Below are 22393 nucleotides of genomic sequence, written 5' to 3' on the forward strand. Positions count from 1 at the left end.
CTGTAATTGTAGAAAATAATTGTCTGAGAATGATTTATTATCCAGTCTTGGGGTTAAGTTATACAAAAAACTTAATTGCCACCTGTGAAATTGTAGGTTTAATTATTTTTGTAGGTGCAAGCCTACTTGGTCGGTAAAACCTTCCCGTTTTGTTGGTGAAATAAACCGTTCGCCAATCGGCAGTTTTAAACCATTCGCCGTCCAGTCTTTGTAAAATATTTGCTGGCAGGCCATCACCTACGGGTATAATCAACACACTTTGCGCTTGGTGTGATGATTATGTTTCTTCCTATTATTTTGGCCGGTGGCTGTGGCACGCGTTTATGGCCGCTGTCGCGTGGCAATTTTCCTAAACAATTTTTAACCATTCAAGACGATGGTTTGTCGTTATTGCAACACACCATTACCCGTTTAAAAGGCTTAAACCACGCGGCACCCATGCTGATTTGTAATGAAGAACACCGTTTTATTGCTGCGGAACAAGTGCGCCAATTAGGTTGTGGTCACAGTGGTATTTTTTTAGAGCCAGTAGGGCGCAATACCGCACCGGCCATTGCCCTTGCCGCGTTAAAAGCAGTGCAAAATAATGACGATGCGGTGCTGTTAGTGCTCGCGGCAGACCATGTTATTGAAGACAGTGCAGCATTTGTGGCATCGGTTGAACAGGCATCAATCCTTGCTGAGCAAGGCAAATTAGTCACCTTTGGTATTGTGGCGAAAAACCCCGAAACGGGTTATGGCTACATTCAACGTGGTGCTGCTTTGCCACAAGGTACAGGATTTACTGTTGCGGGCTTTGTTGAAAAACCAAACCTTGCCACGGCCGAGCGTTATTTAGCTGAAAATGCCGACCTCGCACACGGCGAAGATAAATGGTATTGGAATAGCGGCATGTTTATGTTTAAAGCCAGCCGTTATTTAGCGGCTTTATTGGAATATCGCCCTGATATTTATCATGCCTGTGTGGCTGCCATGGCAAATCAAGATGTTGACCATGATTTTGTGCGCATTAACAAAGCCGCGTTTATCGCCTGCCCAGATGATTCGATTGATTATGCGGTAATGGAGCCGCTTTGTGCCAATGCTGATAGCGAAGATGTAGTGGTTGTGCCAATGGACGCCGGTTGGAACGATGTTGGCGGTTTTGCTGCGCTTTGGCAGGTGTCTGAGCAAGACGAAAACGGCAATGCTTTTAAAGGGGATGTAAAAGCCTTTGATACTAAAAATACCTTGGTATTTGGTGAAGATAAGCTGGTTGCCACGGTGGGCGTTGAAGATTTAGTGATTATTAATACCAAAGATGCGGTATTAGTGGCTCATAAAGATAAATCGCAGCAGGTTAAAGAGATTGTTAACCAGCTTAAAGCCGAGCAGCGCCCTGAGGTGACGTTTCACCGTGAAGTGTATCGCCCTTGGGGTAAATATGATTCTATCGATAGCGGCAGCCGTTTTCAGGTTAAGCGTATTACGGTCAAGCCCGGTGAAAAGCTGTCGATTCAAATGCATCACCATCGCGCTGAGCATTGGATTGTGGTGTCGGGCACAGCCAAAGTGACCAATGGCGATAAAGATATTTTGTTGACGGAAAACCAGTCGACGTATATTCCGGTTGGTGTGATCCATGCGCTTGAAAACCCTGGCAAGGTTGACCTTGAGTTGATTGAAGTGCAGTCGGGTTCGTATTTAGGCGAAGACGACATAGTGCGTTTTGAAGACAGATACGGCCGCAAGTGATTTTTGTTATTGTAGGTGCAAGCCTGCTTGCGAAGGAAGGTGAAGCCTTCCCGCTTTTAAACATAGCCAATCGGTCGTTTCGAAAGATTGGCCGATGGGCCATTTTAAAAGATTCGCCGTTGGGCCATCTTAAAAGATTTGCTGGCAGGCCATCACCTACGATTGAATCGAAATGGTTTTTTACGTAGGTGCAAGCATGCTTGCGTAGGAAGATGAAATCTTCCCGCTTTTTAAACATCGCCATTCGGACGTTTTAAAAGATTTGCTGGGAGGCCATCTTAAAAGACTTGCTGGCAGGCCATCTTAAAAGATTTGCTGGCAAGCCATCTTAAAAGATTTGCTGGCAGGCCATCACCTACGGGCGTCACAATCACGCAGTTGTGGTGTTTTGGGTTTTGTAGGTGCAAGCCTGCTTGCGAAGGAAGGTGAAACCTTCCCGCTTTTTAAACATCGCCATTCGGTCGTTTCGAAAGATTCGCTGATGGGCCATTTTAAAAGACTTGCCGATGGGCCATCTTAAAAGATTCGCTGGCAGGCCATCTTAAAAGACTTGCTGGCAGGCCATCACCTACGGGGGTGACAATCATGCAGCTGAATGAGTTGTTTTGGTGGGGTGTTGGCATTTATAAAATAGGATTTAAAATGTTACAAAGTTTTGAAGTACTTAAAAATAGTGGGGTGGCGTTTGGTACGTCGGGTGCCCGTGGCTTGGTGACACAATTTACTGCCGATGTTTGCGCGGCGTTTACCCATGCTTTTGTTGCTGTGATGAAGCAGCAGTTTGAGTTTACTCAATTTGCTTTGGCTATTGATAACCGCCCAAGTAGTTATGCAATGGCGCAAGCTTGTGCAGCAGCGCTTAAATCGCAGGGTATTGAGGTGGTGTATTACGGCGTATTGCCAACACCGGCGCTGGCGTTTGTTGCCATGCAAGACAACATACCCTGCATTATGATCACCGGCAGTCATATTCCGTTTGACCGCAATGGCCTTAAGTTTTATCGCCCTGATGGCGAAATTTCAAAAGCCGATGAACTAGCCATTTTAGCAGCCAGTGCGTCGTTTAATTCGGTAGACAATTTACCTGATTTAACCGTTAACCCAAGTGCGGGTGAGCGCTATGTGGCGCGTTATACCTCATTGTTTGATACGCCGTGGTTGGCGGGTAAACATATTGGTATTTACGAGCATTCAAGCTCGGGTCGTGATTTATATGCTGATTTATTTCGTCAACTTGGCGCGCAAGTCACCTGTCTTTTGCGCAGTGACCAATTTGTGCCCATTGATACCGAAGCGGTATCGGTGAGCGATCAGCAAAAAGCGCTCGCTTGGGCAGCGCAGTATCAGTTTGATGCGATTTTTTCGACCGATGGTGATGGCGACCGCCCACTCATTGCCGATGAACAAGGCGTGTGGTTGCGCGGTGATATTTTAGGTTTGTTATGTGCCAAACATTTGAATATTGACGCATTAGCGGTGCCGGTCAGTTGTAATAGTGCGATTGAATCATCGGGTGCATTTGCACATGTGGTGCGCACTAAAATTGGCTCTCCGTATGTGATTGCAGCGTTCGCCGATTTAGCAAACGATTTTAACGCCATTGCGGGTTTTGAAGCTAATGGTGGCTTTTTATTAGGCTCACATGTTGAATTTAATGGCAAGTTACTTGCGGCATTACCGACGCGTGATGCGGTATTACCTGCATTAATGTTGTTAGCGGGGGCGGGTAAAGCGCCAATTTCGAGTTTGGTTAACGCATTACCACAGCGTGTGACGTACAGCGACCGAATTACCGATTTTGCGACTGCGCGCAGCCAAGCCATTATTGCTGAGGGTATTAAAGTGCCCGAGGCGTTATTACAACAACTGCAATTGCGTGATGTAACGCTGGTGTCGGTTAATACCACAGATGGCCTGCGAATGACGCTCAGTGATGACACTGTGGTGCATTTGCGCCCGTCGGGTAATGCACCCGAGCTGCGTTGTTATGCCGAAGCAGCCGATTTTAATCAGGCCAAAAGCTTGGTTGAACAGGTGTTAAAGCAAGTGATTGCCCTTTAAGCACCGAGTTTTTTGTAGGTGCAAGCCTGCTTGCGAAGGAAGATATAATCTTCCCGTTTTAAAAAGTTTGACGCAAAACCATTTTGAAAGACTTGTTGATGGGCTGCTTTTAAATGATTTGCTGGCAGGCCATCACCTACGGGTGCCATAATCACAGATTTGAATGTGTTGTTTTTGTTCTTTTATGTTTTTGTAGGTGCAAGCCTGCTTGCTTGGTAGGTGAAACCTTCCCGTTTTGTTGTTTATGGTTTAAACAGAACCAACGGCAAGCCGTTTCGAAAGATTCGCCGATGGGCTATCTTAAAAGATTCGCCGATGGGCCATCTTAAAAGATTCGGTGGCAGGCCATCACCTACGATTTATTGAAAAGGATCTTTATATGAATACGTTAAAGTCTAATAACCGCTTGATTTTGGCAATAGCGTTTGGCGCAATTGCTCTTGCGCCTATTTTAGCTTTAGTGATTGCAGAGTTGCTAACAGCGACCCTGAATTGTGTTGTTCGAGAGGCCGGTCCAACGAATTGTTTAATGTTCGGCGTTGATATAGGAAATATATTAGCCCTTTTGTACGTGGCTGGTTGGGCGGGGCTGCTGACATTACCAACAGCAGGTGTTGCTTCAATGATTCTATATAAAAAAGCAATCGATGCACGTCGCCAAGAAAAGTAAATTAACGCCAATAGGAATAAACCAGTCCACCCATGGGCCACTAGAAAAAATTGCTTAGTTGTAATGGCCACATCTTAAGGTGTTTAGATATAAAGTATCTATTAGCGAAAACTCTGCCAAGGTCATCTATTTTTTGTCTACAAAATCTGCTCTGGATTGGTGTGGGGGGGGTAGGCCTAACACCATGTAAAGGCGCATATCAGCAAGGTGATATCACACAATAGCAAGCAAAAAATCCCTCTATTTGACAATGATAAACATCATGGTTATATTTTCTGAACCCTTAATGGGTACTTAATTTAAGTCTTAATAATCAGATAACCTGTAATGAGACTAGCTAACATTAATTGTTAATATTAAAAGGATTTTTAAATGAAGAAAATAATATTGATTCTATTCGCACTACTCTTTTTGCAACCTAAAGTATCAATCTCGGCAGAAAATAGTCAATTAGAAATGAGCGCTAAAGGCGCAGGTGTACAGGGTTCTTTTTCTGCAATAAACGTCCAAGAACGTGATCAGTCATCTTTTCACAGCGGAAATGGTGAAGTTGATAATAACGTTAATAAGGTAGAATTTAGCGTAACAGGTTCATTTCTAGATGAAATAAATGCTGTTATTAAATATAAAGGGAATAGATATGAGCTCTTTTATGATAATTTAAACCAAAAGGCAGAGATAAAAGGGTTTGGGAAAAAAGGAGAAAAGTTAATATTAGATCAAAATTTAAAAAGTGATTTAACTCAAATATTTAGAACATCTCAACTTACTGCTCCACAGATAATGTCTTTTCAGTCCGATTTAGATAGTGCAACAAACAAAACATTCTTAAGATTCTTTGAGTTCCTTTCAACTTATCCTATTGGTACTCCTATCCATCAAATTATCCAAAAGGATGATGGTGCTATTTCGGTGCTAGGATGGGAAAATTTATGCTCTTCTATGGGGAGACAAAAAAAGGCGATTTGGGATGTAACAGGTGTTGGGACTAAAACTAAATACTATAAAGTGGGTGGACATGGCTTTTGTGCAGGGCGATGTGGAGCGGGTTGTCCTATGTTTGGCGATGGTCAATATACACAAGACTGTTTGAATCATGACGCGTGTGCCGATGTAGAAGGCCAACAATTGGGTGCATGTAGTAATGAATGGACTGCGGCGGCTGATGACTTTTGGTTTTCTCCAGATTGCACCACACCACCTTCAAACTAAGTGTTGACCCGTTTAAGGTATTACAAAGTGTCGTGGTGTTTAAAAATAGTAGGGTTGTGTTTGCTACGTCGGCGAGTGGCTTGACTTATGTTTTGCCACATTACTCATGCACGATTAGAGCTACGCTCAATTGCAAAGGCCTGTAATTTTAATTACGCTCAACGATTGTAACTTGGTTTTAAAACAAGCTATTACGCGTGTATTTATTTTTATTCACTTAATATATTAGGTATTCGTGGTTTTAATCAGCTGCGGGTGCCTTTTTATTTTTTGTCTATTATAAAAAATGCTATTCTGTGCGCCGTTAGTTGCCCTTATTTTTATTGAGAGTTTACATGCAGGTTATTGCGAGCGCGATTGCTGATGTCAAAATCATCGTGCCAAAGATCTTTGGTGATGAACGAGGCTATTTTATGGAAACCTTTCGTGATGATTGGTTTAAGCGCGAAGTGGCCGATGTTGATTTTGTGCAAGAGAACCATAGCTCATCCAAACAGGGGATTTTGCGCGGTTTACATTATCAAACTGAGCACGCGCAGGGCAAGCTTATTCGAGTGACACAAGGTGAAATCTTTGATGTGGTGGTTGATTTACGCCGCCAAAGTAGCACTTTTGGCCAGTGGTTTGGTTGTTATTTAAATGCCGAAAATAAACATCAATTATGGGTGCCTGCGGGGTTTGCCCATGGTTTTTATGTGGTCAGCCAAAGTGCCGAAATCATTTATAAATGCACCGACTATTATGCGCCAGCGCATGAGCACAGTATTTGCTGGAATGACACTGACTTAGCCATTGATTGGCCGCTGTTAAAGGGCACTTTACCTACTCTTTCGTTAAAAGATAGTGCTGCGACACCATTTAAACTTGCTGCAACGTATTAATTCGTTATGACATCATCCCTTAAAAAAGTATTAATTATTGGTCGAAAAGGCCAGTTAGCGCAGGCACTGTTGGCAACTAAAAAGGCCAATATTGAGGTACTTGTTGTTGGCTCCAATGAGTTTGATGTAACACAATTGGGCACTTTGCGAAGTATTATTAACCAGTTTAAGCCTGAAGTTATTATTAATGCTGCCGCTTATACTGCGGTTGATTTGGCCGAATCAAACCCTGAACGTGCTTATTTAATTAATGCCGATTTAGTTACGTTTTTGGCAAAAATATGTCAGCTGCAGCGCATTCGTTTTATTCAGCTTTCGACCGATTATGTCTTTGACGGTGAGCAGCAAACACCTTATACCGTGGGCGATTTACCCAAGCCGCTAAACGTTTATGGCGCATCAAAACGTGCAGGTGAAATGGCCGTGCTTACACATTGCCCTGATTTTGGCTCTGTGGTGCGTACCTCTTGGTTGTATTCGCTTTGCGGTAATAATTTTCTGCTTACCATGCTCAGGCTGATGCAAGAGCGCCCAGCACTTGAGATTGTCAATGATCAAGTAGGCAGCCCAACATCGGCTATCACACTGGCAGATTTTTTATGGAGTTTAATTGATTTACCCAATTGGCTACCTATTTATCACTTTAGCGGGCAAGGGCAGGGCTCATGGTTTGATTTTGCCGTGGAGATCCAACACGTTGCGCATAGTGCAGGTTTGCTGTCATACCTTATTCCAATTAAGCCTATTTGCAGTGCGCAGTTTCACACAGCTGCAATACGGCCTTGTTATTCTGTGCTCGATTGCTCTGGGTCTAATGGCATTTATCACATGCGCCCTTGGCAAGAGACTTTAAATGTATTGCTAAATTCACAGTAATGTGAGCGTATGTGGTTCACAAATTACGGTTTAGTTGTTAATGGTTTGTGTGCTTAATTGTCTTTAAACAAGCAATTATCCAACCTTGTACCTATTAATATCTAAATATGAAAAATACTAATACTTTAGAGTTAAAAATTGATTTAAATTTGTTTGAACTATGCCTATAATGACGCCTGTTTTTTTGAGCGCAAGGATAGTGCGACTTCAAGGTCAGCTATCAGGGAGTGATTTTTTTGAACCAAGCTAAAGTTTTTAAATCGAACAGTAACACTAATTCTGTGTTTTACCGTTTTTTAGACATTGCAATTATTACCTGCTCATTAATTGCCGCCGCCTATTTTTATGGCGTTGCGTTAAATCGAGTGTACCTAACGACTCTTTTAGTTGTCTTGTTGGGGTTTTCGTATACGGCAGAAGCATTTAACCTTTATCGCTCTTGGCGTGCGGGTAAATTTCGCCATATGGTAATTTTTGCCGCTCTTACCTTAGTTTTTTCATTTGTTGCGCTTTTTATATTCGCCTTTTTATTCAAATTTACCGAACAATTGTCCCGAGTGGTGATGACTCTTTGGTTTGCTAATGCCTTAGTGGGATTGTTTATTTGGCGTCTAACCAGTCGCTTATACAAATTAAACCGTCGCCGTTTAGGTATGAGCATGCAACGCGTTGCTATTATCGGTGCGACTGAATCTGGCGCGAGCATATTTAAACAAATTATTGCTCATGACGAATTGGGTTATGAATGTATCGGCTTTTTTGAAGATCGCCAACCTGAGCGTTTATTTGATGATATGCATTTACATGTTGCAGGGCCAATTGAAGACGCCGTTAATAAAGCGCGCCGCGGTGAAATTGATGTACTGTTTATTGCGCTGCCATTTAAAGCCGAAAAACGCATTGCCGATATTTTAGCAAGACTGGGTGATACCACAGTTGATGTGCATTTTGTGCCTGACTTTTTATTATCGAGTTTAATTCACGCCCGTATCGATCATGTAGGCGATATTGATACCTTAAGTGTTTTTGAGTCGCCGTTTATTGGCGCGCGTGAGCTGGTTAAACGTACCGAAGACATTATTATCGGTAGTCTGATTTTATTAATGATTTCGCCGATTTTAGCCGCCATTGCTGTCGGCATCAAATTAACTTCTCGTGGCCCAGTATTTTTTAAACAAGCCCGTTATGGTTTGCATGGCGATGAAATTAAAGTGTGGAAGTTTCGCTCTATGACTGTAATGGAAAACAGCAATGATGTGAAACAAGCGACCAAAAATGATAGCCGTATTACGCCATTTGGTGGTTTTTTACGCCGCACCAGTTTAGATGAACTACCGCAGTTCATTAATGTAGTCCTTGGTGATATGTCGATTGTTGGGCCACGCCCACACGCTGTATCCCATAACGAAGAGTATCGTAAGAAGGTCGAGTTTTATATGTTACGCCATAAAGTCAAACCAGGTATTACTGGTTGGGCGCAGATCAATGGCTGGCGCGGTGAAACTGATACGTTAGAAAAAATGGAAAAACGTATTGAGTTTGACTTGTTGTACATAAAACATTGGTCGCTTTGGTTCGATATAAAAATAATCTTTTTAACCATTTTTAAAGGTTTCACTGGCAACAATGCCTATTAATATAAAGGAAATAGCAAAAATGAAAAAATCCCTTTTAGCAACTGCACTTGCTGGAACGATTTTTAACTACGCTCACGCTGTAGAGCCTGCAGGATTTAACACGGAAAGTGGCATAGTGATTACGCCATTGTTGAATGTTGGTGTAAAAAACGATAACAATATTTTTAGCCAACCAGCAAATGAAGAAAGCAGCGCTATTTTAACGGTAGACCCTACAGTTAACTTTTTATTAAGTGATGGTATCAATAGCTACAGTGTTGATGCGGGCTTAAAATCAGCCACTTATTTCTCAAGCTCAGATGATAACTATTTAGACGGTTTTTTAGCGTTTGATATGCATTTAGAACCTTCATCACAAAGCCGTTTTGATTTAAATGCTGATTTAAATTGGGTAACAGAGCCACGTGGTACAGGTATCACAGAAGGTTTGGGCGATAGTGTTGATGAGCCACTTAGCTACAGCGAGCAAATTCTTGCTGCAACATATGAATTTGGTGCACTTTCTACCAATGGTAAACTAGCGTTTGATGCAAGATACTACAACAAAGGCTATAGCAATTTTGAAGCTGTGACTCAATACCGTGAGTATGACTCATTTTTATTAGGTACTACGTTATCTTACAATACTGGCGCAGCAACTGATTTGTTTCTTGAGTTAAGCAAAGATGCTATCCGTTATGAAAAAGTTGAAGCAGGTAGAGCAAGCTTAAGTTCAGACGATTACCGCGCACTTATCGGTGTGAAATGGGAAGCGACAGCGCTTACAACCGGTAGTGCAAAAATTGGTTATCAAAACAAAGATTTTGAATCAGACAGCCGTGCTAACTTTAGCGGTTTAAGCTGGAATGCGGGTATTACGTGGCAACCACTCACTTATACTTTAATTGATTTTAGTACTTCTCGTGCGGCGCGCGATCCGAGTGTTGAAGGTAGCTACATCAAAGAAAGTGTGCATACATTAGGTTGGACACACGGTTGGAATCAACAGTTAAATACCCGTTTAGGCGTATCGTACACCAAAGAAGATTACAGTGGTGTAGTGCGTAAAGATGATACAACTACCTACAGTGCATCTGCTACTTATGCATTATTCCGTTGGGTTGATGTAGGCGTTTTTGCTGATTTCATCGATAAAAACTCAACACGTGACACAATTTATTTTGATAAAACAGTTGTTGGTGTGAACTTCACCTTTGCAATGTAAGGAATATAAGTGAACAAGCTAGTAATTAGCTTGGCTCTTGTTTTTGCAAGCATCCTGCCCAAAGCTTTGGCGCAGGATGCTTACATTTTAGGGCCTGGCGATAAAATTGAAATAAAAGTACATGGCCAAGACGATTTAACGGTTGAGGCGTTACTCGGTAATAGCGGTAAAATTAATTATCCGTTTTTAGGTGAAGTCAGCATTGCAGGCTTATCGACCAAGGAAGTTGAAGCGGTGATCCAAAAAGGGCTTAAGGGTGATTATTTTATTAACCCAAATGTTTATGCCCAAGTTGTTGAATATCGTCCTTTTTATATTCATGGTGAAGTAAAAAAACCAGGTGGATACCCATACCAACCCGGTATGACGATTAACCAAGCGGTTGCCTTAGCCGGTGGTTTAACTGAACGTGCATCGCGTGAAAAAATTTACTTGTTTAAAGAAAGCAACAAAAACCAACAACTTATTGCAGAGCTAGGCACACAAGTGTCGGCAGGTGATACGATTACAATTGATCAACGATTCTTTTAAATGAGGTTTATTTTTAAGTGAAACACATGGAACCAGTTATAACTGAACAACCAAAAACCGAAGAAGTGATTGATTTAAGACAATACTTTAATATTGTTAACAAATACAAATGGCGCGTTTTTGGTTTGGCAGCTTTTGTGGCGGTCTTTACGGCGATTATTGCCATCAAAATGACGCCAATCTACAGTGCTACCGCCACGCTGATAATCGAAGCTGAACAAGCAAAAGCGGTAAACTTTCAAGAAGTATATGGTTTAGATTCGAGCCGCCAAGAATACTATTTAACCCAGTTTGAAATCCTAAAGTCTAAAAGCATTGCGCAAAAAGTGATTGAGCGCCTTGATTTATTGACACATCCTGAATTTAACAAACCGCCATCGGTCCTTGCTGGCTTAAAATCTGCGCTTAAAGAATCTCTGCCGTTTTTACCGCAAAAAGATACACAGCTATTAAGCGCTGAAGAAATCGCCGAACAAAAAATGCAAGCGTTAGTAAAAGACTTTTCTGAAAAGCTTAGCATTAGCCCGGTGCGTAAAACGCAGCTAGTCAATATTTCGTTTGAATCAGAAGACCCTAAGTTGGCTGCATTAGTTGCCAATACCTTAGGTGAAGTGTACATCGAGCAAAATATGGCGGCGAAAATGGGGATCACCCAAAAAGCAGCTGGCTGGTTAAGCGATCGTTTATCTGGTTTACGTGAACGTTTAGATGAATCAGAAACTAAGTTACAAAAGTACCGTGAAAAAGAAAACCTGATTGATATTGAAGGTGTTGTGGGCTTAACGACCCAAGAGCTTGAGCAAACATCCACTCAGTTAGTGCAAACACGTAATGAGCGTAACAAACTTGAAAGTATCATGCGGGTAATTAATGAATACGGCCGTGATAATTTAGAGCGTTTAGAGACTATTCCTGAAATTACCTCACATAAAGTAGTGCAAGATGTGAAGAAAGAAGTGGTGATTTCGGAGCGTAAAGTATCTGAATTTGCAGAAGTGTATGGCCCAAAACACCCAAAAATGATTGCAGCTCAAGCTGAACTTAAAACGGTGAAAGCAAACTTAAGCCTACAAGTGCGCTCTTTGGTTACCGGTATTGAAAAAGAAGTTAAAACCTCACAAGCCAATGTGCGTGCTCTAGAAGCTGAATTAACTCGTATTCGTGAAGAATATCAACGTGTAACCGCCAAAGAAAACGATTACCGTAAGCTTAAGCGTGAAGTTGATACCAATCGTAAAATTTACGATACCTTTTTCTCTCGTTCAAAAGAAACGGAAGTGACCAGCGATTTTAATGCGGCTGTGGCGCGTTTTACTGACCGTGCTTATGCACCGGTTGAGCCAGTTAAACCGAAAAAGGGTTTAATTGTCGCACTTGCGTTTATTGCGACCTTAGGTTTGGGTGTGGTTGTGGCGTTTGTGATTGAAGCATTAAACGATACAGTTAAATCATCCCATGATATTGAGAATAAACTAGCGCAAAGAATGCTGGGCTTATTACCAAAAGTGGCGCACAAAAAAGGCACTAATTTAAATATCCATTACTTCTTTGATAAAGATGCTCGTCAGTTCTCTGAAGCAGTACGAACCTTTAGAACGGGGTTTGTGCTGAGCCAAATGGATAAAAACTCTAAAGTGATTGCCATTACGTCATCAGTGCCTGGTGAAGGTAAAACAACAACCTCAACTAACTTGGCGTTCTCGCTTGGTCAAATGGAAAAGGTATTGTTAATTGATGCCGATATGCGCAAACCAAGCGTGTGCAAACGTTTTGGCATTCCTGCGTATCACCCTGGTTTATCAAATGTAATTGCCGGTACTGAAAAAGTCGAAGATTGTATGTTTATTGACGAAAAATCAGGCTTAACCATTATGCCTTGTGGTCAGTTACCAACTAATCCGCTTGAGCTATTATCATCGGCTCGTTTTGAGAAGTTACTTGATGCGTTAAAAGGTCGCTTTGATCGAATCGTAATTGATACCGCGCCAACACAAGCGGTGAGTGATGCGTTGATTATTTCTCGCCAAGCTGATGCCATGATTTATGTGGTAAAAGCAGACTCAACTCGCATGGGCTTAGTGCAAAATGGTGTCAGTCGTTTAATTGCTGCCAATGCTAAATTGGCAGGGATTGTACTGAACCAAGTTGATACTAAAAAAGCCGGTAAAAATGGCGCGTATCAAGGTTATTATGACTATTACAGCTATGGTCATGAAAACGAAAACGTGGTTGAGGCTAAAAAATCAGCATGATAGACATACATTGCCACTTAATACCTGGCATTGATGATGGTGCAAAAGACACAGCGGATGCTGTGTCTTTGTTGCGCATGGCGGCGGATGATGGCATTACTCGTATGGTCATTACGCCGCACATACATTTTGGGCGCTTTGAAAATTCTAAAGCGCATATTTGGACCGAGTTGCTGGCACTCAAACAAGCTGCGTTTGAAGCCAACATCAATATTGACCTTGCCGCTGCAGCAGAAGTGCGTATTGATGCCGATATGTTGCCGATGATTATGGCCAATAAATTGCCATTTTTAGGTCAGCACGAAGGGCAACAATTTTTATTGCTGGAGTTACCTCATAGTCATATTCCCCCAGGCTGTGAAAATTTAATTAAATGGTTACGCAGCAGAAATATCACCCCGTTGATTGCTCACCCTGAGCGTAATCGCGATATTCAAAAAAATCCTGAACGGATCAAATCCTTACAAAGACTAGGTTGTTGGTTTCAATTAACCGCATCGTCTTTATTAGGGCATTTTGGGGAAAGTTGCCAGGCTTTATCGGTGCAATTTTTAGAAGCGGGTTTAATTGATGTCGTTGCTTCTGATGCTCATAACTTAAATCGTCGCCCGCCGCTGCTGAGCAATGCACGAGCCGAGGTGGCGCAGTTGTTAGGTGAAGATGAAGCGCAGCGTTTGTTTTGGACAAATCCCTATAACATTACCCGTTCTTTATTTATAATCCCTTGATCTTTAATCTGTTGTAAGCCCAGATAATGAAAAATAAACTGTTAGTTGCTGTTTTTGCTTTAATGACCTTTACCGCTATGGTGTATGCCTACAGTTGGGGTGTTGCCAATATTTGGTATTTTAATGCTAGTTATTATTTAGATGATTGGTCAAAAGCGGGAAAAATTGAACACGCTGATGAATACCAAAAAGCGTGGGCAGCGATCAGCAAATCGGTGGCGTACGACCCATCACACCCGCATTATTTGCACATTAAGGGGCGCATTTTACAGTGGGGTATTAACGAAAACTTGGTTGATGCCGCGCAAATTTCAGAGGTTAAAGCGCTTTTTCTTGCCTCAACTCAAGCGCGTAGTGCATGGCCCATTCCTTGGATTGATTTGGCGCATTTAAATGCCAGCCAAGAAGGCATGAGCGATGAAACATGGCAGTATATTCACCAAGCGTTGGCGGTCGGGCCTTACGAGCAGGCGGTTAACCAAGGTGTGCTTAATATTATGATGGCGTATTGGTATCAGGTTACCCCTGGGCAAACACCCTTGTTTTTTGAGCAGTTTGCGATTGCTGCCAAGCAACCTAAGATGCTTGAGTCGGTTTTGAAGTTTAGCCAAACGGTTGGTCGCAAAAGTTTAATTTGCCCACAGTTACGCTTTAACCAACAATACGAAACACAAAGAAAATCGCACGTTTATAAAAAATATTGTTTAAGTAAATAAGCTCAGTAACGAGTGACTTAAGTCTGTTTTAGACGTATTTAAAATTGGAGAACGACAATGGCAGTTTTAGTAACAGGTGGTAATGGTTATATTGGTAGCCACACTGTGGTTGAATTATTAAATTTAGGCCACGAAGTGGTGATTTTTGATAACTTATCGAATTCTAATCGTGCCGTGCTTGAGCGTATTGAAACAATCACTGCAAAAAAACCACATTTTATTTTAGGTGATATTCGCGACAGCCAAGCGTTAGCCCAAGTATTTAATGATTTTTCGATTGATGCAGTGATCCATTTTGCGGGCTTAAAAGCAGTCGGTGAGTCGGTCGCCATGCCGCTTTCGTACTACGACAATAATGTGTGCGGCAGCTTGTGTTTGCTAAAAGCGATGAACGACGCAAACGTCAAAAAAATTATTTTTAGTTCGTCTGCGACTGTCTATGGCTCGCCAGAGCGCTTACCGATTGATGAGCAATGTGCACTGCGTACGACAAACCCATATGGCGCCAATAAATTACAAGTTGAGCAAATGCTTAGTGATTTATGCCAAAGTGATGCTAATTGGTCTGTGGTGGCGCTACGTTATTTTAATCCGGTTGGCGCGCATAAATCAGGTTTGATTGGTGAAAGTCCTAATGGTATTCCAAACAATTTATTGCCTTATGTGACACAAACTGCGCTTAAAATTCGCAAACAACTGAGCATTTTTGGTGGCGATTATGATACCGCAGATGGTACCGGCGTACGTGATTACATTCATGTGGTTGATTTAGCGCTTGGTCACATTAAAGCGTTAGACTTAGTGGCTGCTCAAACTGGTTTTGAGCCAATAAACTTAGGCACGGGTATTGGTTATTCGGTGCTTGATATTGTGCGTTCATTTGAAGCGGTAAACCAAATTGCTGTGCCTTATGAAATTGTGGCAAGACGCCCAGGTGACATTGCAACTTGTTATGCTGATCCTAAAAAAGCAAAAGACATATTAGGCTGGCAAGCAGAGCAAACTCTTGATGACATGATGAAAGATGCATGGCATTGGCAAAGTAATAACCCAAAAGGGTATGACGACTAATTAGTCTCAATTTTGGATGAATCTATTTTAGGCTGCGAGTTTCAAGGCTGTTAATCTTGAAAACCTCTTAGCTACAACTTAGGTTAACCACAATAAAAACCTCCTGCGGGAGGTTTTTTATTACTGGTTTTAAAAGTTACCTGGTTGTTTTTAGTGTTTGATTTAACCGAGTCGATTGCTCAAATTAACGTGAGCTTGTACTATACACCTCCCCAAAAAATGCGCTGAAATATGATTATGCTGCTGGAAAAACTATTCAAAATACGTGAACTGGGTTCGAATGTGCGTACCGAATTGATTGCAGGTCTCACCACGTTTGTGACTATGGTTTACATTGTATTTGTAAATCCACCTATGCTTGCCGAAGCGGGCATTGACCAAGGTGCGGCGTTTGCTGCAACCTGTATCGCTGCTGCAATTGGTTGTTTTATTATGGGTTTTTGGGCTAATTACCCACTTGCTTTGGCACCTGGCATGGGACTTAACGCCTTTTTTACTTATGGTGTGGTGCTTGGCATGGGGCACACTTGGCAAGCGGCGCTTGGTGCGGTGTTTTTTTCGGGGTGTCTGTTTTTATTATTGAGTTTATTTAAGGTGCGCGAGTGGATCATCAATGCCATTCCGTTAGTGCTTAAACAAGCGATAGCCACTGGTATTGGTGCTTTTTTGGCGCTAATTGCGCTGAAAAATGCGGGCATTGTGGTGGCAAATCCTGCTACTTTGGTGCAATTGGGTGACATTACGCAAGCTGGACCGTTACTTGCGATTTTTAGCTTCTTTTTTATTGCGGCTTTATTATATCGCGATATTAAAAGTGGGGTGTTGCTGAGCATTTTAGTGGTGACCTTGATTGCTTTAGCGCTTGGTTTAGTCCAATACCAAGGTTTAATTGCGCCGCCACCTTCATTAGCGCCTACTTTTTTGCAACTTGATTTTGCTGCTGCACTTGAACTGTCGATGTTAAGTGTTATTTTTGCCTTTTTGTTTGTTGATTTATTTGATACATCCGGCACTTTGGTTGCGGTGTCTCAAAAAGCAGGCATTGCCGATGCGCAAGGTAAAATCCCCCGTTTAGGGCGGGCCTTAAGTGCCGACAGTGCAGCTACGATTGCAGGGGCTACGCTTGGTACGTCTACTACCACTTCGTACATTGAGTCTGTCGCAGGTGTGTCGGTTGGTGGGCGCACAGGTTTAACTGCGGTGGTGGTTGGTTGCTGCTTTTTAATGATGCTCTTTTTTGCGCCACTTGCAGCTATGGTACCTGCTTATGCAACTGCGGGGGCGATTTTGTATGTGGCGGTATTGATGCTACAAAATCTTAAGCTCATTGATTGGGATGATATGACCGAAGCGGTGCCTGTGTGTACGGTGCTTTTAATGACGCCGCTAACATTTTCGATTGCTCATGGTATTTCGTTGGGTTTTATTGCCTATACCGCGATGAAATTACTGTGTGGTAAACGTCAGGACATCAGTATTTCGGTGTGGATTTTAACGCTGCTCTTTATACTCAAATTTGCATTGTTGTAGTACATTCGAGCCTTACGCGCTCATAACCTGCTTTAGATATTAAAACGCCTGTTAGGTTAACAGGCGTGTTTGTTTCAGTTGTTCATTTACAATTGTTGTCATTTCAAAACTCGGTTTTTTGCATTAAACAAATCAGCTTTTATTGCAAAAATAGCGACAAAATCAGTTTGTTAAATTGTTTTGAGCAATAATTTCTCATCCTTTATACGAAAATGTAATCATATGTAATATTTAAGTTATAGGTTTTGATCTCTAATTGGAGTACGTTACGCCGGATTTTTACCAGGCAAGGTACACAGAGATGCGTTTAAAAAATAAATTACTGATTTCATTTTTATCTTTGGGGATTATTCCAGCAAGTTTTATCGCAATTAAGGCATTGCTTGTAGCAAGCAATTCTTTAGAGCAGCAAGCGTATAATCAGCTCACTTCAATTAAATCGATTAAAAAGGTCCAAATAGAAGACTATTTTGCTAAAAGTCGTGCCGATTTGGCCGTATTAGAACAATATTGGCAAAGTATAGCGAATACCAATCAAAGCTTAACTCCTAGTGAAATCGCTCAGCGTAATGATGCCTTTTTTCAGCAATTTATCAACGAGCAAGGTTATTACGATTTTTTTGTCATTAATATGACGGGCGACGTGGTGTATACGGTTGCCAAAGAGGCGGATTATCAAAGTAATTTAATAAGTGGGCCTTATGCACGCTCAGGGTTGGCGCAGTTATTTAGCAAAGTAACACTTGTCCGCCAAGCGCAACTACTCGATTTTAGCCCCTATGCGCCAAGTAATAACGAACCCGCGGCGTTTATTGGTTTGCCTGTTATTGAAGCAGGTAAACAAGTGGCTGTGATTGCGTTGCAACTATCGATAGAAAAAATAAATCATGTGATGCAACAGCGCAATGGCATGGGTGAGACCGGCGAAAGCTATTTGGTTGGGCCTGATTTAAGAATGCGCTCAGACTCCTTCCTCGACCCAAAAGGTCATTCTGTCATCGCCAGTTTTGCTGGTACAGTGGCAAGAAATGGGGTTGATACTAAGGCGGTGCGAGAAGGGCTTGAGGGCGTAAGCGCCACTGAGATTGTAATTGATTATAACGGTAACCCAGTATTATCGGCTTATACACCAATTGAGTTTATGGGCATGCGCTGGGTATTGCTTGCTGAGATTGATGAAGCTGAGGCGTTTGCACCCGTGGCTAAACTTACGTTTTTAATTGCAATGATTGTTTTACTCACTGTATGTGCTGTGGTTGTGGTGACCGTTATGGTGGCTAATTCAATTATTAGGCCGCTTGGTGGTGAACCTAAAACCATGCAGGAAATTAGTGAGCGTATTGCGCTGGGCGATTTATCAACCCAGTTTGAACATCAAGGACGACTTTCGGGGGTTTATAAAGCAATGCAGATCATGAGCCAGAACTTACACAATGTGATAAGTAACATTGTTGATTCAACGGGGCAGCTTTCATCAACAGCGGCACAAACTAGCGCCGCGAGTGTACAAGCTAATTCAAGTCTACAAGAGCAGCACCTTAATATTGCAAGTGTCACCACTGCAATGCATGAAATGGCCACTACTATTGATGATGTGGCAAATAACGCCCGTAATGTCGCTGACTTAAGTTTAAGCGCACAATATACCTCAGAAGCTGCGAACAATTGTGTCCGTGATACCATCAATAGCATGCAGCAATTAGCTAATGAAGTTAAGGATGCGGCAGACGTGATAAATAACGTAGAAAGCCAGTCGCAAAAAATAGGTTCAGTGCTTGAAGTAATTCAACAAATTGCTGAACAAACCAATCTGTTAGCACTTAATGCCGCAATTGAAGCTGCAAGGGCTGGCGATCAAGGCCGTGGTTTTGCGGTGGTGGCCGATGAAGTGCGCCAGCTGGCACAAAAAACCCAGCAATCGACCCGTGATATTGAACAAATGATTGCCGCGCTGCAAACTGGTACATCACAAGCCGTGACCGTAATGAGCAGTGCCACAGCCATTAGTTTATCGACCATTAATAATGCCACAAGCAGCGCCCATGAAATTTCCCGCAGCTTATCTGAAATTCGAGATATTGCGCAAAATGCACAATTGATAGCCACAGCGGCGCAGCAACAAGCCTGCACAGCTGAAGAAATTAACCAAAGCATGGAGTCGATTAATCAGGCTGCGGTTGATAATGCGGCTGGGGCTGATCAGGTATCTGCAGCGAGTATTGAGCTTAATTTATTAGCAGAGCAGCTCAAGCAAGTTACACTGCAGTTTAAACTAACAGCTTAAGCACTTCTTTTGTATAAATTGCCGATAATGACAGCGTTATCGGCATTAAAAAAGGGAAATTTTTTACTTTTAACGCCCGCGTGATAAACTGCGGCTCTTTATTTTGAGCTTGTTGTTATGACCGTCATTTTTGATATTCAGCATTTATACTATTTACCGCAATATTTACCCGTGTTAGCTGAGTTAACCAAACATGATGTAGCGTGCCGATTTGTTTTTTATCGCCAAGCTGAGGCCGAGTTACAAAAAGTCTGTGAAGAGGTCATTGCCAACGAGCAACTTGATGCCGTGTGGGTTGATAACTGGAGCCAAGCGCTCGCTCATTACACTCGTGAGCAAGCAGATTGGCTAGTATTTGGTAATGCAGTCAACGATTTAGACCAATTACACCGCGTCAGTAAAACGGTGTTAATGCAACATGGCATTGGCCCAAAGCAGTGTTATTACGATGTATCGGCCAATCCAACAACGGTGCGTTTTGTTGAAGGACAGCACAGATTAAAACGTTTACAAGCCTTATATCCAAACAGCAATTTTGTTGATACCGGATTTGCAAAGTTAGATCCGGCTTTTAATGCACCACACGCTTTATTGACGCTTGAAGCGTTAGGTTTAGACCCTGCAAAACCCACTTTATTATATGCGCCAACGTTTTATCCAAGCTCAATCGAATGTTTTGCCAAAACATTTGCGCAAGATTTTAGTGAATTTAATATTATTGTTAAACCGCATTTTTTCTCGTTAAGCAAAGATAAATACCATAAACAACGCCGTTTGCTCCAGCAATGGGCACAAGCCAAAAATGTGTATTTGGCGCCTGTGTCGGACTATAACTTACTGCCATTTATGGCGCTGAGCGATGTGATGATTTCAGATGCTTCATCGGCAATTTTTGAGTTTGCGGCGCTTAATAAACCCGTGGTGTGGTGTGATTTTTATAAATTACGCTGGAGTTATCGCGGTATTTTTAGTTTTCGCTTTAAACAACGCTTAAATGATGATATTGAGTTTTTTCATCAAATTACCGAGCGAGTTGAACACTACCAAGGCTTAAAACAGGCGGTAACCGAAGCGTTTCGCGAGCCGAATAAACTCGCCAGTAAACGGATTGAAATGACAGCGCAATTAGCCGGTGCCACCGATGGACAGGTTTCAAAAAGAATTGCTGAATACTTAATAGCCAATACATAGGCCATATTAACTTTTGGCCTATGTTTTTATTGCGGTTTGTTTAGTATTTCCACGACTCACACGAAGCGCAGCCGCTGTAGTGTCGTTATGCTACATAAATCTGCGGCAACGCAGTAAAAATACCAATAAGTCACAATCTTTAAAAAGTCTATAACCGAAAAGTTGGCTCGGTCTCGACCCAGGTTTCCTAATCAAAACTGTTTACAAACGCTTGATTGAGTAACTCTGGACTGATCCCTGGGTGATTTAAAATCGTAATTCGGTCGGGTCGCATTGTGTTGGCAAGAGTCACCGCACAGAGAAAATCACTTTGTGAAATGAGCAGTTGGCTCGGATAAGTCGGTAAGCCGCACTGCTTAATGAGGGTAATGATGGCGTCATCAATTTGTGGCTCATCAAGTAGCTTTCGCACCTCGTTAATATATATCGTTGCTAACGCAACTTGCTCGCCATGATAACCTTGCCCAAGCGCCAGTTTGTCTAGCGCATGACTAATTAAATGTTCTGCACCACTTGCTGGTCGGCTATCACCAGAAAATCCCATCGATAAGCCCGAAATTAATAAGCCTTCGGCCACAATTTTTAAATCTGACAGATTGGTGATGTCAAATAGTGGGTTTTTAAATAATACATCGCAGCTGGCACTTGATAACAAACGAGCAAAATCATCAACCGGGGTTTGATTGATTTTGTGGGCATATTCCCAGTCCAGTAATGCCGAAGCATTTGAAATTAAATCTCCAAGTCCTGCAAGGTTGAGCCGTTTAGGGGCTGATATAATTAGCTTTAAGTCGATAAAGACAAAGGTGGCTAATGCCGCAGCGACACTTTGGTTTTGCCCTAATTTGTTTTTAATAACCGCAACGGGTGAGGTGATGCAATCGCTTGATAAACAAGTAGGAATAATCGCGAAACTCAAATTACGTGTTGTTGCCGCAACTTTACAGACATCAATCACCTTACCGCCACCAATGGCGACAATTAAATCAATTTGATGATGTGCACATGCGATATCAAGCTTAATACATTCTGCCATTGAATTATCTTCAATCACATGGTGCAACACTTGATGCCCCAGTTTTACGTGTGTTGTTATGTCGCTGGCCAGTTTCAATGAACCGCCTTTACCACTTACAATACAAATGTTTTGCATGTTTTGTACTTGTAATGTTTCGAGTAATAACTGGGCCGTCTGTTGCTCGTTTTCAATGATTTTTAATACTTTGGGTATATTTAAAAACCGATTGGCAGATAATTGAGAGAATTGCATTCGATTAGCTTTGCTTTATTTGTTTGATAAGAGCTGAGGTGCTGATCCCTTGTGTATAAGGCAGCATAACAATTTCACAGCCTTGAGCTGCTAAATATTCAGGTGTGCAGCGAATTTGCTCCATATACGAATTTAGCTCCCAATCATCACCATGAACGATTTTAGTAATATTGAATTGCTCAATATAAGGTTTGATATCAAATTCATTTGAAATGACTGCTTCATCAACAATATCAAGTGCTTCGATTAGGCGTTTACGGTCGTTTTCATTGATATAGGGAGTGCGCTTATATTCACCCGTCATTTTGTCGCCATTGACGATAATAAATAGTTTATCGCCCAGCGCTTTTGACTTTTCGAGTAATGTGAGATGCCCTACATGAAATAAATCAAATACACCTACCACTAAAATATTTTCTGACATCTTATATCCCCAATTAAAAACGCCGATTTTATCTCAAAACCTGGCTAAAACCGAACAATAAGCAATAAAAAAACGCGCTAAATAGCGCGTTTTGCTCAAGGGAAATCACAATAGATGCTAG

At 41.9% G+C, this 22393-nt stretch carries 18 protein-coding genes; 16 read left to right on the forward strand and 2 right to left on the reverse strand.

Annotation, left to right across the window (positions count from 1 at the left end):
• Positions 1-279 precede the first annotated feature (279 nt).
• The 16 genes from PTUN_RS07795 to PTUN_RS07870 all read left to right on the forward strand — a co-directional run bounded on the left by PTUN_RS07795 (position 280) and on the right by PTUN_RS07870 (position 20578).
• Positions 280-1734 (forward strand): mannose-1-phosphate guanylyltransferase/mannose-6-phosphate isomerase, encoded by a 1455-nt coding sequence (locus PTUN_RS07795; protein ID WP_040644225.1) that lies wholly within the window; start codon positions 280-282, stop codon positions 1732-1734.
• Positions 1735-2319: 585 nt separating this feature from the next.
• Positions 2320-3795: a phosphomannomutase gene (locus PTUN_RS07800; RefSeq protein ID WP_009839688.1), complete on the forward strand. Its 1476-nt coding sequence runs from the start codon at positions 2320-2322 to the stop codon at positions 3793-3795.
• A 379-nt stretch (positions 3796-4174) separates the two neighbouring features.
• Positions 4175-4465: a hypothetical protein gene (locus PTUN_RS07805; protein ID WP_009839690.1), complete on the forward strand. Its 291-nt coding sequence runs from the start codon at positions 4175-4177 to the stop codon at positions 4463-4465.
• A 372-nt stretch (positions 4466-4837) separates the two neighbouring features.
• Positions 4838-5677 (forward strand): hypothetical protein, encoded by an 840-nt coding sequence (locus PTUN_RS07810; protein WP_009839691.1) that lies wholly within the window; start codon positions 4838-4840, stop codon positions 5675-5677.
• Positions 5678-6012: 335 nt separating this feature from the next.
• Positions 6013-6558, forward strand: a complete 546-nt coding sequence (rfbC, locus tag PTUN_RS07815; protein ID WP_009839692.1) for a dTDP-4-dehydrorhamnose 3,5-epimerase — start codon at positions 6013-6015, stop codon at positions 6556-6558.
• Between the two features lie 6 nt (positions 6559-6564).
• Complete coding sequence (rfbD, locus tag PTUN_RS07820) at positions 6565-7434, forward strand: dTDP-4-dehydrorhamnose reductase (protein WP_009839693.1); 870 nt, start codon at positions 6565-6567, stop codon at positions 7432-7434.
• A gap of 236 nt (positions 7435-7670) precedes the next feature.
• Entirely contained in the window at positions 7671-9071 is a 1401-nt protein-coding gene (locus PTUN_RS07825; protein WP_040644227.1) for an undecaprenyl-phosphate glucose phosphotransferase, read from the forward strand.
• A 19-nt stretch (positions 9072-9090) separates the two neighbouring features.
• Positions 9091-10275, forward strand: coding sequence for an outer membrane beta-barrel protein (locus PTUN_RS07830; protein ID WP_119081464.1), 1185 nt, complete (start codon positions 9091-9093; stop codon positions 10273-10275).
• A 9-nt stretch (positions 10276-10284) separates the two neighbouring features.
• Complete coding sequence (locus PTUN_RS07835; protein WP_009839696.1) at positions 10285-10806, forward strand: polysaccharide biosynthesis/export family protein; 522 nt, start codon at positions 10285-10287, stop codon at positions 10804-10806.
• A 26-nt stretch (positions 10807-10832) separates the two neighbouring features.
• Positions 10833-13058 carry a GumC family protein gene (locus tag PTUN_RS07840; RefSeq protein WP_009839697.1) on the forward strand — a complete coding sequence of 742 codons (2226 nt, stop codon included), beginning with the start codon at positions 10833-10835 and terminating at the stop codon, positions 13056-13058.
• Positions 13055-13786, forward strand: coding sequence for a tyrosine-protein phosphatase (locus PTUN_RS07845; protein ID WP_009839698.1), 732 nt, complete (start codon positions 13055-13057; stop codon positions 13784-13786). Before PTUN_RS07840 ends, PTUN_RS07845 begins: the two co-directional genes overlap by 4 nt.
• A 26-nt stretch (positions 13787-13812) precedes the next feature.
• Entirely contained in the window at positions 13813-14502 is a 690-nt protein-coding gene (locus tag PTUN_RS07850) for a VpsP family polysaccharide biosynthesis protein (RefSeq protein ID WP_009839699.1), read from the forward strand.
• Positions 14503-14559: 57 nt separating this feature from the next.
• A complete protein-coding gene (gene galE / locus PTUN_RS07855) occupies positions 14560-15573 on the forward strand; it encodes a UDP-glucose 4-epimerase GalE (RefSeq protein WP_009839700.1) in 1014 nt (337 codons plus the stop codon).
• 240 nt (positions 15574-15813) lie between these two features.
• Entirely contained in the window at positions 15814-17103 is a 1290-nt protein-coding gene (locus tag PTUN_RS07860; protein ID WP_040644228.1) for an NCS2 family permease, read from the forward strand.
• A gap of 301 nt (positions 17104-17404) precedes the next feature.
• Positions 17405-19387 carry a methyl-accepting chemotaxis protein gene (locus PTUN_RS07865; protein ID WP_009839702.1) on the forward strand — a complete coding sequence of 661 codons (1983 nt, stop codon included), beginning with the start codon at positions 17405-17407 and terminating at the stop codon, positions 19385-19387.
• Between the two features lie 117 nt (positions 19388-19504).
• Positions 19505-20578: a CDP-glycerol glycerophosphotransferase family protein gene (locus tag PTUN_RS07870; RefSeq protein ID WP_009839703.1), complete on the forward strand. Its 1074-nt coding sequence runs from the start codon at positions 19505-19507 to the stop codon at positions 20576-20578.
• Positions 20579-20765: 187 nt separating this feature from the next.
• Here PTUN_RS07870 and PTUN_RS07875 read toward each other — a convergent pair whose 3' ends face one another.
• Positions 20766-21848, reverse strand: coding sequence for an iron-containing alcohol dehydrogenase family protein (locus PTUN_RS07875; protein ID WP_009839704.1), 1083 nt, complete (start codon positions 21846-21848; stop codon positions 20766-20768).
• A gap of 4 nt (positions 21849-21852) precedes the next feature.
• Positions 21853-22272 carry an FAD synthase family protein gene (locus tag PTUN_RS07880; RefSeq protein WP_009839705.1) on the reverse strand — a complete coding sequence of 140 codons (420 nt, stop codon included), beginning with the start codon at positions 22270-22272 and terminating at the stop codon, positions 21853-21855.
• Positions 22273-22393 lie beyond the last annotated feature (121 nt).

Source organism: Pseudoalteromonas tunicata (assembly GCF_002310815.1).
In the GTDB taxonomy this organism is placed as follows: domain Bacteria; phylum Pseudomonadota; class Gammaproteobacteria; order Enterobacterales; family Alteromonadaceae; genus Pseudoalteromonas; species Pseudoalteromonas tunicata.

Coding starts and splice junctions, on each gene's coding strand:
- PTUN_RS07870 (WP_009839703.1), top strand. CDS start 19,505: ATGACCGTCATTTTTGATATTCAGCATTTATACTATTTACCGCAATAT.
- rfbC (WP_009839692.1), top strand. CDS start 6,013: ATGCAGGTTATTGCGAGCGCGATTGCTGATGTCAAAATCATCGTGCCA.
- PTUN_RS07845 (WP_009839698.1), top strand. CDS start 13,055: ATGATAGACATACATTGCCACTTAATACCTGGCATTGATGATGGTGCA.
- PTUN_RS07800 (WP_009839688.1), top strand. CDS start 2,320: ATGCAGCTGAATGAGTTGTTTTGGTGGGGTGTTGGCATTTATAAAATA.
- galE (WP_009839700.1), top strand. CDS start 14,560: ATGGCAGTTTTAGTAACAGGTGGTAATGGTTATATTGGTAGCCACACT.
- PTUN_RS07880 (WP_009839705.1), bottom strand. CDS start 22,272: ATGTCAGAAAATATTTTAGTGGTAGGTGTATTTGATTTATTTCATGTA.
- PTUN_RS07830 (WP_119081464.1), top strand. CDS start 9,091: ATGAAAAAATCCCTTTTAGCAACTGCACTTGCTGGAACGATTTTTAAC.
- PTUN_RS07810 (WP_009839691.1), top strand. CDS start 4,838: ATGAAGAAAATAATATTGATTCTATTCGCACTACTCTTTTTGCAACCT.
- PTUN_RS07805 (WP_009839690.1), top strand. CDS start 4,175: ATGAATACGTTAAAGTCTAATAACCGCTTGATTTTGGCAATAGCGTTT.
- PTUN_RS07795 (WP_040644225.1), top strand. CDS start 280: ATGTTTCTTCCTATTATTTTGGCCGGTGGCTGTGGCACGCGTTTATGG.
- PTUN_RS07850 (WP_009839699.1), top strand. CDS start 13,813: ATGAAAAATAAACTGTTAGTTGCTGTTTTTGCTTTAATGACCTTTACC.
- PTUN_RS07840 (WP_009839697.1), top strand. CDS start 10,833: ATGGAACCAGTTATAACTGAACAACCAAAAACCGAAGAAGTGATTGAT.
- PTUN_RS07875 (WP_009839704.1), bottom strand. CDS start 21,848: ATGCAATTCTCTCAATTATCTGCCAATCGGTTTTTAAATATACCCAAA.
- rfbD (WP_009839693.1), top strand. CDS start 6,565: ATGACATCATCCCTTAAAAAAGTATTAATTATTGGTCGAAAAGGCCAG.
- PTUN_RS07865 (WP_009839702.1), top strand. CDS start 17,405: ATGCGTTTAAAAAATAAATTACTGATTTCATTTTTATCTTTGGGGATT.